The following is an 11,313-nucleotide window of genomic DNA, read 5'->3' on the forward strand; positions in this document are numbered from 1 at the left end:
AACTTGACGAATAGCGAAAGAGGTTCTAATGCGGTGAGCGATTTTGTGGAAGCGAAAGGGATCACATTTAAAGTTGTGCTTGATGAGCAAGGAGACATTGGAAATCTATATGGTGCAATAACGATTCCTACCTCGTATATCATTGATAAAAATGGAGTTATCAGAAATAAATATGTAGGTCCTATGTCTTATGAAACGATGGATCGCATGATTTCAGGAATTCAATAAAAGGTAAATGATGGTTCCCACTGAGTGGAAGTGACAGGAATTGTGACTATCCACTCAGGGGGATGTTTTTGATATTAAAAACCTGTGAATCCTCCAAACAAATCGGTAAAAAAGATGATAATTTTTGTCATCCAATCAAAAAACAGCATAATTCCCATGATAACCATCAGAATTCCCCCGACTCTGACGATGACAGTGTTATATTTTTTTATCCAATTTAACTTGCCGATAAAAAACGACATGATGAAAAAAGGCACGGCAAACCCTAATACATAGGCGAACATATATAACATGGCTGCACTCGGTTTGGTAGCCGCCAACGCGATCACTGATACAAGAATTGGACCTGTGCAGGGAGTCCAGCCCGCAGCGAATCCTATGCCAATTAAAATTGTGAATTTTTTGTGGAAAGCGGGCTTTTTCCTGCGCAGGTATTGATTACGGTTTTGTGGTGAACATGATTTGTAGAGGGTATCTCTGTTGCGTTTTATACCCATTACCGGTATAATGTAATTAAAAGAGGTGATGTTTGATGAACCATTATGAAGATCATAATATGGATAAAAAAATGGTTCCACGAACGGAACAGGAAATCGAAAGCATCATCAAGCGCTTGAAGCGCATCGAAGGACAAGTGCGCGGTGTGCAAAAAATGGTGGAGGACAATCGTTATTGTATTGATATTTTAGTGCAAATTTCAGCGATCACGGCAGCGTTAAATAAAGTAGGATTGAACTTGTTAGAACGTCATGTCAGCCATTGTGTGTCTAAAGCGATCCGCGAAGGAAGTGGAGAAGAATCCATTCGCGAATTAATGGATGTCATTAAACAGTTCTCAAAGTGAAAGGAGTGGGAAGCATTATGAGTGAACAAAAGCATGTCACACTTAGAGTGACCGGCATGACATGTGCCGCGTGCGCCAATCGGATTGAGAAAGTATTAAATAAGATGGATGGCGTAGAAGCCAATGTCAATTTGGCAATGGAAAAAGCAACGATTAAATATGATCCATCGAAGCAAAATATAGCCGATATCGAAATGAAAATTGAGAATTTGGGGTATGGCGTTGCGACAGAAAAAGTGACGCTTGATATTGAAGGAATGACATGTGCGGCCTGTGCGACACGGATTGAAAAAGGGTTAAATCGGATGGAAGGTGTTACAAGCGCTGCTGTCAACTTGGCGACAAACAGCGCGGTGGTCGAATACAAGGAGGGTGTCACATCTGTCGAAGACATTTTAGAGAAAATCAAAAAGCTTGGGTACAGGGGGCAAATTCGAAACGAAGAACAAGACCATGCTGGTCGGAAAGAAGAGCGGCTGAAACAAAAACAACGGCAACTCGCCATTTCCATCATCTTATCGTTGCCGCTGCTCTATACGATGCTGGCTCATATGCCGTTTGATATCGGCTTGCCGATGCCGCATTGGCTGATGAATCCGTGGTTCCAGCTTCTTTTAGCTACACCCGTTCAGTTTTACATCGGCGGTCCCTTCTATGTCGGGGCGTATCGGGCGTTGCGCAACAAAAGCGCCAACATGGACGTTCTCGTGGCGCTGGGGACATCGGCCGCGTACTTTTACAGCTTGTATGAAGCGTGGCGGACGCTTGGGAATCCTGACTATATGCCGAGGCTGTATTTTGAAACGAGCGCCGTCTTGATTACGCTTGTGCTTGTCGGCAAATACTTTGAAGCGCTTGCGAAAGGGCGGACAACCGAAGCAATCTCGAAGTTGGTCAGCCTGCAGGCGAAGGAAGCGACCGTCATTCGGAATGGGGAAGAAATGAAAGTTCCGCTGGAGGAAGTGGTGATCGGCGATACGATCCTTGTCAAGCCAGGAGAAAAAATTCCGGTAGACGGTACAGTCATCTCCGGCGCTTCTTCCGTAGACGAATCGATGATTACCGGTGAATCGATCCCGGTTGATAAGAAGGAAGGCGACTATGTGATCGGGGCGACGATGAATACGAATGGCGTACTGACCATTCGTGCCGAAAAAGTCGGAAAAGATACCGCGCTGGCCAATATCATTAAAATCGTTGAAGAGGCGCAAGGGTCGAAAGCCCCGATTCAGCGGATGGCGGATACCATTTCCGGCATTTTCGTACCGATTGTTGTCGGAATTGCGGTTGTTTCCTTTCTAATCTGGTACTTCTTCGTTGCGCCGGGTGATTTGGCCAAAGCTCTTGAGGTGGCCATCGCTGTTCTTGTCATCGCGTGCCCTTGTGCGCTCGGTTTGGCCACACCGACATCGATTATGGTCGGTACAGGAAAAGGGGCAGAACAAGGAATTCTCTTTAAAGGAGGTGAGTACCTAGAGGGAACGCATAAAATCAATGCCGTATTACTCGATAAAACAGGAACCGTGACAAAAGGAAAACCGGAAGTCACCGATGTGCTAGCCTTCCGCGAGGACATGCTCGATTATGCGGTTTCCGCCGAGAGCGCTTCGGAGCATCCGCTGGCTCATGCGATTGTTGAATACGGGAAGAAACAAGCGATTTCGATGAAGCCATTGGAGCACTTCTCCGCCATTACCGGCCACGGAATTGAAGCTGTCATTGACGGAAAAAGCATCCTTATTGGGACGCGAAAATTGATGAAGGAACGCTCTGTAGCGATTTCTGTGCATGAAGATAAAATGGTAGAGCTTGAAAAACAAGGGAAAACAGTGATGCTCGTTGCCATCGATGGACAGCTTGCCGGCATCATTGCTGTCGCGGATACGGTGAAAGAAAGCTCGAAAGAAGCGATTCAAACATTAAAACAAATGGGCATCGATGTCTATATGGCAACAGGGGACAATCAACGGACAGCGGAAGCGATCGCCAATGAAGTAGGCATTGAGCATGTGTACGCCGAGGTGCTCCCGGAAAACAAAGCGAACATCGTCGAGGAATTGCAAAAGCAAGGAAAACGTGTGGCGATGGTCGGCGATGGGATTAACGACGCTCCAGCTCTGGCCAAAGCGGATATTGGGATGGCGATTGGCACAGGAGCTGATGTCGCCATCGAGACCGCTGATGTGACCTTGGTCGGCGGCGATTTGCGCCATATCCCGAAAGCCATTGAGTTGAGCCGCCAAACGATGAAAAACATTCGGCAAAATCTGTTCTGGGCGTTGTTTTATAATACGATTGGCATTCCGGTCGCCGCTTTCGGATTATTGGAGCCATGGATCGCTGGAGCGGCGATGGCATTCAGCTCTGTGTCGGTTGTCGCCAACGCGCTTCGTTTGAAACGCGTGAAACTATAAACATTCAAGGAGGAATGGACGATGACCATTACATTACAAGTACAAGGAATGACATGCGGACATTGCAAAGCGGCGGTGACCAATGCCCTTCAAGCGTTGGATGGCGTCAGCCGTGTAGAAGTGCATTTGCAAGAAGGAACTGTCGATGTGGAGTATGATGAAACAAAGGTCAGCGTAGAAAAACTGAAAGAAGCGATTGAAGAGCAAGGATATGATGTGAAATAACATACGGAAGGTGCCCCGAAGTGATGACGGGGCACTTTTTTATCTAGAACGTAGCGGGTCTCGGCTGGGGAAAGTTTTTTCTCTTCTTGAAGAATATCGAGAAAGCGAGATGTTATAATGAAAATAACAGGCGCGGAAAAAGGGGGGGGTTATTTGCTATCACAACAAGACATCCTTAATGAAATATCGAAATGTTTAGATTTGTGGAAGAAAAAGTATGGTGTGAAGCGAATCGGGTTATTTGGCTCGTACAGTCGGGGGGGAACAAAGGGAATCAAGTGACATTGATGTGTTGGTGGAATTTATGGATAATGCGGTGACGTTTGATCATTATATGGAGTTGAAACTGAGTTTGGAAGATCATTTTCAAAAACCAGTGGATTTAGTGATTGTAGATGATATCAAACCAGGATTAAAGCCAACTATTTTAAGGAGTGTTAAGTATGCAGAGGGATCCTAGCGTCTTTTTGCAAGATATTTTGGCTGCTGCAGAGAAAATTGAGAAGTACACCCAAGGGCTTTCCTATGATGACTTTTTAGATAATGATTTAGTATCAGACGCAGTCATTAAAAACATATTAGTGATTGGAGAAGCAGCCAAAAACATTCCAGACGAAATCAGGCAAGCATCCCCATATATCGAATGGAGAAAGATGGCTGGCATGAGGGATATGCTGATCCACAGTTATTTCTCCATTAATTATCGAATTGTGTAGGATGTCGTTCGAAATAAGATTCCTGTATTAAAACAGCACGTTGAACGATTGCTAAATGAAAGTTAGACTTCAATTCAAACCGTATGCGCTGTTTGGGGATAGCTCGTTATTCAAAAAAGGGGTTGGCCTAAGGGAGTGATTTTTCTTAAACAAAATATAACATATTGTTTTTTGGTGATTGTTTTATACCTATATGATTGTTTTATACCTATATATGCTAATAAGAAAAGAGGGGCTGACCCAAAACGCATTTGTGTTTTGGGTCAGCCCCTTCAGCTTTTTTATTCACCTTTATTGGTTGTGTCATTCGGATCTGGAGTATAGTCCGATTTGTAGTCGGTATATTTGACTTCTGTCACCATTCCCGCTGAAGCATGGTGCAAGTCATGGCAATGGAACATCCAATTTCCCGGATTATCCGCTTTAAACGCGACGACATATTCTTCACCAGGGTTTACATTTAAGGAATCCTTTATCAATGGAGAGCCTGTGACCGGCTTGCCGTTTTTGCTTAACACTTGGAAGAAATGGCCGTGTAAATGCATCGGATGTACATCCATCGGCGAGTTGTTCACGATTTTTACTTTTACGAAATCTCCTGTCTTCACATGAATAGGCGCTGTGTCAGGATACGTTTTCCCATTAATCGTGAAAATCATGCCATTTTTGCCCATGGCCGTTCCTAAATCCATTGTATACTCTACATCATATTTTTGGTCTAACGTAAATGGACCTGTTTCATATTTTCCATATGTTGTCATATCCACGACAGGGAGGTTTTCTTTTGCATTTGCTTTGTCCGTATTGTTTGCTTGTCCTTCGTATTGAATTTTCACTTTCATGCCATCGGTGCCTTTCATATTGCCGTGGCATTCCAGCAGCCATTCACCCGGGTTATTGGCGATAAACTCAATGTCGTAGCGCTCACCCGGAGCGATATTCAACAGTTCATCTTTGATTGGTTGCGGGTTCTTTAACGGTTGGCCGTCCGTTGCGACAATTTTAAACTCATGTCCATGCAAATGAAGCTTGTGGGACATGTACCCTGCATTGATCAGACGAAGCCGCACTTTTTCGCCTTTTTTCACTTTTAACGGTTGGACAGCAGCCCCGCTTTTTCCGTTAATCGTGAAAATATCGTACATATTCATATTATGTCCCATGCTGTTCATATCCATTTGTTGATTATCAGAGCTATTTCCATTATTCATATTACTATGATCCATGCCGCTCATATTCATGTCCATATGGCTTTCGGCGTCCGGGTCGCTCATCCATTCATCTAATACAAGCGTGTAATCTCGATCGACTTTTTCTTCATTTTTCGGTTCTACGATTAATGTACCGTATAATCCCTTGTCCACTTGCTCGGCGCTTTTTTGATGGGAATGATACCAATACGTTCCCGGCACGGTTGCTGTAAATTCATACGTAAACGTTTCACCCGGTTTAATGGCGTCCATCGTGACACCCGGTACTCCATCTTGGTTATTTGGAACAGGGTAGCCGTGCCAGTGAATCGTTGTCGGTTCCGGCAATTCATTTTTTACTACGATTTTTACTTTGTCTCCTTGCTTCACGCGGATTTGTGCACCAGGCACGGATCCATTATACGTGTATACCGGGAGTTTGATTTGACCATTAATGGGTAATAACGCTTCCTTCGCAGTAAGGTGAATTTCTTTCCCGGATAATACTTCTGTATTGGTTGCTAAAGGCAATTGCTGCTTGCTCGTTTCAGCGGAAGTATTTTCTTTTTCCATATTCATGCCGGACATGTCGTGTCCCTGCATGGAAGATGGATTTGAGCAAGCTGCGCCAATCGCTGCTACTCCTGCGAAAATGGCGCCAAGCAGCCATTTTTTCATGTCGTTTTCCCTCCTTAAGCTTGTAGTGGGAGATGCAATGATATGATAAAAAATAGATGTGCAAAATGTATGGAGAAAATCGTTCAACTGAAATGTAAAAAAAGGCAAGCGATTCGGATTCACCGATGTCTAACGGTGGTAGGTAATCGCCTGCCGTCCCATTTGAACCCAAGCGTCGATAAAGTCTTGTTTCGGCGCTTTTTGGTTTTTGACAGCGGTCAATGGATCATTGAAATAAATGTACTGCTCATCGTATCCCGTAATGAGCACCGCGTGTTCCCGGTACGTGATTTTGATCGGGCCTTGCGGGGTTTGCCATTCCCGAAAGGCAGAGGGAGGAAGAGGACGAAAGGTGGTGTTGGTGATCACCCAAACCGGTGTGCCTTTGGCCAAGTATGTATAGATGTTCTCAAACGATTGCCCTGTTAAGTCGATGATTTGGTTAGGCAAGTACCGCTCAGCCAACTGCTTGATCGGCTTATGGTACACGCCGTATCCAGGCTTCGATAACGTATACATATCGCCGACAAACCCTTCATTTGGGTGGCCGTAAAACACTTGGCCATTTCGCACTTGATACGGAGTAGGATTTTTCTTGATTTGTTTCGCCAACGTCATCTTATCGACGCGAATGCCGGCATGATTCAAGAGCATGGCCAAGCTGGTTACTTCGCATCCCCTCGGCAGTTCCGGAAGCTGAGACAAAAGGGGGGCGTCAATCAGGACGGATGTCCTTAGCGCTTGTTTCTTTGAAGAGGCAACTGATCGATTCGCCTCCTTTGCTTGATTGCTGGGGGACGGATTGGTTTCTCTGCTGTTTCTGTTCTGTATGAAGGCTTTGATGGCATCGCCTGTCTGGGCCGAACTTGCATAATAGGATAATGAGGCGGCCAATAGCAAGAAACAAGAAATATACAATCCGAGCGACCGTTGATTCATCCTCCCGTTCAGAGGTCTTCTCAAGAGAACAAAACAAAGGGAAACGATGAGAAAAGTCAAAAAAAGGATAAACGCTAACAAGCCATTCTCAACTCCTTTATAACACGTGTGTGTTTTTATAGTAACAGATCGATGTGCAAAAATGGTGAAATTCACACTTTCTCCATATTTTATCGTTAATATTATGAGAAACTGAAAATCTTGCAAGCAGTTTTCCTGAAAAAATGGAAACAGATTGTTTTTGANACTTGATGTTGTGTACGATAGAATGAAAGTGTCTTTGTATAAATCATTTTAGTTTTAAACAAAAAGGTTTTTGGTGTTGTTTTTGGATTCTTCTTAGCAAAGTGGGGGGACAATCATCGCCATGTGCGGTTTTATTGGCTGTATTCATGATCGCCCGAGAGCGATTGAGCAAACATGGAAAACAACGTTGATGGAGATGAACCGCCTGATTACCCATCGCGGCCCCGACGATGAGGGGTATTTTTTTGATGAATACGTGAGTTTTGGCTTTCGGCGGCTGAGCATCATCGATCTGGAGGCGGGACATCAGCCGCTGTCTTATGAAAACGATCGATATTGGATCATTTTTAACGGGGAAATTTACAACTATCTTGAATTGCGGGAAGAGCTGGCGGCGAAAGGATATTCGTTTGCGACGCATTCGGATACCGAGGTGATTGTTGCCCTTTACAGCGCGGAAAAAGAAAAAGCGGTCGAAAAGCTGCGCGGGATGTTTGCGTTTGTCATTTGGGACAAGCAAGAGAAAACGGTGTTTGCGGCGCGGGATCCGTTCGGCATTAAGCCGTTTTTTTATGCGGAGCAAGGAGATCGCACGTTTTTCGCTTCGGAAAAGAAAAGCATCTTGCTGGCCCTCAGACAGGAATCGCCAAACGGTGATTCCCTGCAGCATTATTTAACATTCCAATATGTCCCTGAGCCGCTGACGATGTCGGCCGGCATTTACAAGCTGGAGCCGGGGCATTATCTCAAGAAAAAAGTCGGAAAACCGCTCACGATTCATCGTTATTGGAAGGCATCCTTCGACCCCATTCGCCAATCGGAAGAGGAGCTTGTAAAGAAAATCCGCGATGCGCTGTTTGATTCGGTCAACGTCCATATGCGCAGCGATGTGCCGGTCGGTGCGTTTTTGTCGGGAGGCATTGATTCATCGTTCATCGTCGCCATCGCGAAACAATTCCATCCGCACCTGAAGACCTTTTCCGTCGGGTTTGAGCGGGAAGGGTTCAGTGAAATCGATGTCGCAAAAGAAACGGCAGAGAAGCTTGGGGTAGACAACATTAGCTATGTCATCTCACCGCAGGAGTATATGGAAGAGCTGCCGAAAATCATGTGGCATATGGATGACCCATTAGCTGATCCGGCAGCTGTGCCGCTCTATTTTGTGGCTCGTGAGGCGAGAAAGCATGTCACGGTTGTGCTTTCCGGCGAGGGGGCGGACGAGCTGTTTGGCGGCTACAACATTTACCGCGAACCAGAGTCGTTGCGGCTGTTTGCGCGCATGCCAAACATCGTAAAAGCGGTGTTGCGGGTGATCGCGAAGATGCTTCCGGACGGAATGAAAGGAAAAAGCTTTTTGGAGCGCGGCACGACGCCGCTTGAAGAGCGGTATGTCGGCAATGCGAAAATCTATAGCGAAAAGGAAAAAGCGGCGTTGATCAAAACGTACCAAGAGGGGCGCAAATATACGGCGGTGACGGCTCCTTTTTACCGCGAAACGCTTCATGACCCGCCCGTCAACCGGATGCAGTATATTGATCTTCATACATGGCTAAGGGGCGATATTTTAGTCAAAGCGGACAAAATGACGATGGCCCATTCGCTTGAGCTGCGCGTTCCCTTTTTAGACAAAAAGGTATTTGAGGTTGCTAGGCAAATCGCCCCTGATATGAAGATAGCCAACGGTACGACGAAATATATTTTACGTAAAGCCGCCGAAGGCATCGTGCCGGATCATGTGTTAAACCGGAAAAAATTAGGGTTCCCCGTGCCGATTCGCCACTGGCTGAAAAACGAAATGTATGACTGGGCGAGACAGCTCATCCACGAAAGCGAAACCGATCATCTGTTCCATAAGGATGTGCTCCATCGCCTGCTGGATGAACATGCCCGCCACAAGGCGGACCACAGCCGCAAGCTGTGGACGGTGTTGGCGTTTATGGTTTGGCATCAAGTGTATGTGGAAAAGAAGTACGATTTTGCTTCATCCGCACAAAGCGAGGAGCGGCCAGCGTCTGTTTTGGAGGCGTAGCAGGAAAACGACAGGGCGTTCTAAGGGCGACACCTAGAACGCCTTTTTCGATGGTGCGGACAGTTTCCTTGCCTTTGGCGAAGCGAAAGAGAAAATTTGCTTTCTCCCGCTCTTGCAATTTTCCCGGTTTTGGTATATGCTTGTTCCATCAGGATGCTAAACTACTATATATTGGTTTTGAGGTCTTTTTTTACAACTACATATTGTTCTGCTAAGCAACGGTGTCCATCAGGACTTAATAGGGAATCCGGTGCGAATCCGGAACTGCCCCCGCAACTGTATGTGCGGACGAAATGGGATGGCCACTGGCGGCAAGAGCTGTTCGGCGCGCCGCTGGGAAGGCCCCAAAGTAGGACGATGCACGAGTCAGGAGACCTGCCTTGCTTGGAACGTTTCATGTTCTTCGGGGTGTGAGAAGATGAAACGATAGGGGAAAAGAACAAGGGGTTCGTCTGCCTTTTTTCGTCTGTCGTTTCATCCGCTCGCCTGCCCGAGCGGATTTTTTTATGGAAGGAGAGAAGAAACGAATGACCACATTGACGAAAACGGTCATCCTCGATGACCAAGGGAAGTCGGTTTCGTTTTCACGTGAAGAGTTTGCGGCGCTGGTTGGGCAAGCCGCGGCTGGATTCGGCCGTCTGTCGCTTGATGAATACGTCGAGCGTGTTTGGCAGCTTCTTAGCCGAAAGGAGTCCGTCACGGTAGAACAGCTGCACCAAACGGCTATTTTGGAAGGACTTTCTTACATTGATGAAGAGGAGCCGGACTGGACGTTTGTGTGCGCCCGGCTGTATTTGCGGCAATTGTACCGTGAAGCGGCGCGGCAGCGCGGGTACGATGAACGCGAGCGGTATGGCGATTTCTACTCGCTGCTTGTTGCGCTGACGGAACAAGGGGTGTACAGTCCGTTCTTGCTTGAACGTTATACGAAAGAAGAAGTCGACGCCATCGGTGCGTTTCTTGATCCGGAAAAGGACAAGCTGTTTACGTACATTGGGCTGCGCACGCTCGCGGACCGGTATTTGGCCCGCGATTATGAGCGGCGGTTGTATGAATTGCCGCAGGAGCGGTTTTTGGTCATTGCCATGACGCTCATGGCGAATGAACCGCAAAAGCGGCGCCTTGCGCTCGTGAAGGAAGCGTATTGGGCGTTAAGCAACTTATACATGACCGTGGCGACGCCGACGCTTGCCAACGCTGGGAAGTCGTACGGCCAGCTCTCAAGCTGCTTTGTCGATACGGTCGATGACAGCTTGCAAGGAATTTATGACAGCAACACCGACATCGCCAATTTGTCGAAATCGGGCGGCGGCATCGGCGTCTATTTAGGCAAAATCCGTTCGCGCGGCAGCGACATCAAAGGGTTTAAAGGGGTTTCCTCCGGCGTCATCCCGTGGATGAAGCAGTTGAACAATACAGCGGTGAGCGTCGATCAGCTGGGGCAGCGCAAAGGGGCCATTTCCGTCTATTTGGATGTATGGCATAAAGACATTTTTGCGTTTCTCGATGCGCGGCTCAACAACGGCGACGAACGGCTGCGGACGCATGATTTGTTCACCGGCGTGTGCATTCCGGACTTGTTCATGGAGCAAGTCGAACAGCGCGGCGACTGGTACTTGTTTGATCCGCATGAAGTGCGGAAGGTGATGGGGTTTAGCTTGGAAGATTTTTATGATGAGGAAAAAGGGCGCGGGAGTTTCCGCGAGAAATATTGGCAATGCGTCAACGAACCAAGGCTGTCGAAAGAAAAAGTGCCGGCGATCGACGTGATGAAAAGCATTATGCGCAGCCAGCTCGAGTCGGG

At 46.8% G+C, this 11,313-nt stretch carries 9 protein-coding genes, 2 pseudogenes and 1 riboswitch; of the genes and pseudogenes, 8 read left to right on the forward strand and 3 right to left on the reverse strand.

Translation table 11 applies throughout. From position 1 onward, the window contains the following. Positions 1–228 (forward strand): TlpA disulfide reductase family protein (locus tag VU18_RS03780; RefSeq protein WP_047757672.1); only part of this gene is annotated, 228 nt, incomplete at its 5' end. Positions 229–302: 74 nt separating this feature from the next. Here VU18_RS03780 and VU18_RS03785 read toward each other — a convergent pair. After that, positions 303–623 (reverse strand): annotated as a pseudogene (locus VU18_RS03785) (cytochrome c biogenesis protein CcdA); the annotation flags it as partial. A gap of 137 nt (positions 624–760) precedes the next feature. Here VU18_RS03785 and VU18_RS03790 point away from each other — a divergent pair. The 5 genes and pseudogenes from VU18_RS03790 to VU18_RS03810 all read left to right on the forward strand — a co-directional run bounded on the left by VU18_RS03790 (position 761) and on the right by VU18_RS03810 (position 4,427). Next, positions 761–1,072, forward strand: coding sequence for a metal-sensing transcriptional repressor (locus tag VU18_RS03790; RefSeq protein ID WP_011230402.1), 312 nt, complete (start codon positions 761–763; stop codon positions 1,070–1,072). 17 nt (positions 1,073–1,089) lie between these two features. Beyond that, a complete protein-coding gene (locus VU18_RS03795) occupies positions 1,090–3,486 on the forward strand; it encodes a heavy metal translocating P-type ATPase (RefSeq protein ID WP_011230403.1) in 2,397 nt (798 codons plus the stop codon). 21 nt (positions 3,487–3,507) lie between these two features. Further along, positions 3,508–3,711 (forward strand): copper chaperone CopZ, encoded by a 204-nt coding sequence (gene copZ, locus VU18_RS03800; RefSeq protein ID WP_011230404.1) that lies wholly within the window; start codon positions 3,508–3,510, stop codon positions 3,709–3,711. A gap of 117 nt (positions 3,712–3,828) precedes the next feature. Then, positions 3,829–4,171, forward strand: a pseudogene (locus tag VU18_RS21165) (nucleotidyltransferase family protein). After that, a complete protein-coding gene (locus tag VU18_RS03810; RefSeq protein ID WP_014195232.1) occupies positions 4,155–4,427 on the forward strand; it encodes a DUF86 domain-containing protein in 273 nt (90 codons plus the stop codon). Before VU18_RS21165 ends, VU18_RS03810 begins: the two are co-directional and overlap by 17 nt. Before the next feature lie 281 nt (positions 4,428–4,708). On the opposite strand, the gene VU18_RS03815 is transcribed toward VU18_RS03810, so the two are convergent. Further along, a complete protein-coding gene (locus VU18_RS03815) occupies positions 4,709–6,295 on the reverse strand; it encodes a multicopper oxidase family protein (protein WP_011230405.1) in 1,587 nt (528 codons plus the stop codon). A gap of 129 nt (positions 6,296–6,424) precedes the next feature. Beyond that, positions 6,425–7,315: a C39 family peptidase gene (locus VU18_RS03820; RefSeq protein WP_047757673.1), complete on the reverse strand. Its 891-nt coding sequence runs from the start codon at positions 7,313–7,315 to the stop codon at positions 6,425–6,427. 286 nt (positions 7,316–7,601) lie between these two features. Between VU18_RS03820 and asnB the strand changes: the two genes are divergently transcribed. Together asnB and VU18_RS03830 are read left to right on the forward strand one after the other, a co-directional pair. Beyond that, on the forward strand, positions 7,602–9,509 hold the full coding sequence (asnB, locus tag VU18_RS03825) for an asparagine synthase (glutamine-hydrolyzing) (protein WP_047757674.1): 1,908 nt from the start codon (positions 7,602–7,604) through the stop codon (positions 9,507–9,509). Between the two features lie 202 nt (positions 9,510–9,711). Further along, a riboswitch (cobalamin riboswitch) is annotated at positions 9,712–9,907 on the forward strand. A gap of 129 nt (positions 9,908–10,036) precedes the next feature. After that, positions 10,037–11,313 (forward strand): ribonucleotide reductase N-terminal alpha domain-containing protein (locus tag VU18_RS03830; protein WP_047757705.1); only part of this gene is annotated, 1,277 nt, incomplete at its 3' end.

The organism is Geobacillus sp. ZGt-1 (assembly GCF_001026865.1).
Lineage (GTDB): Bacteria > Bacillota > Bacilli > Bacillales > Anoxybacillaceae > Geobacillus > Geobacillus thermoleovorans.

Coding starts and splice junctions, on each gene's coding strand:
- asnB (WP_047757674.1), top strand. CDS start 7,602: ATGTGCGGTTTTATTGGCTGTATTCATGATCGCCCGAGAGCGATTGAG.
- VU18_RS03815 (WP_011230405.1), bottom strand. CDS start 6,295: ATGAAAAAATGGCTGCTTGGCGCCATTTTCGCAGGAGTAGCAGCGATT.
- VU18_RS03795 (WP_011230403.1), top strand. CDS start 1,090: ATGAGTGAACAAAAGCATGTCACACTTAGAGTGACCGGCATGACATGT.
- VU18_RS03790 (WP_011230402.1), top strand. CDS start 761: ATGAACCATTATGAAGATCATAATATGGATAAAAAAATGGTTCCACGA.
- VU18_RS03810 (WP_014195232.1), top strand. CDS start 4,155: ATGCAGAGGGATCCTAGCGTCTTTTTGCAAGATATTTTGGCTGCTGCA.
- copZ (WP_011230404.1), top strand. CDS start 3,508: ATGACCATTACATTACAAGTACAAGGAATGACATGCGGACATTGCAAA.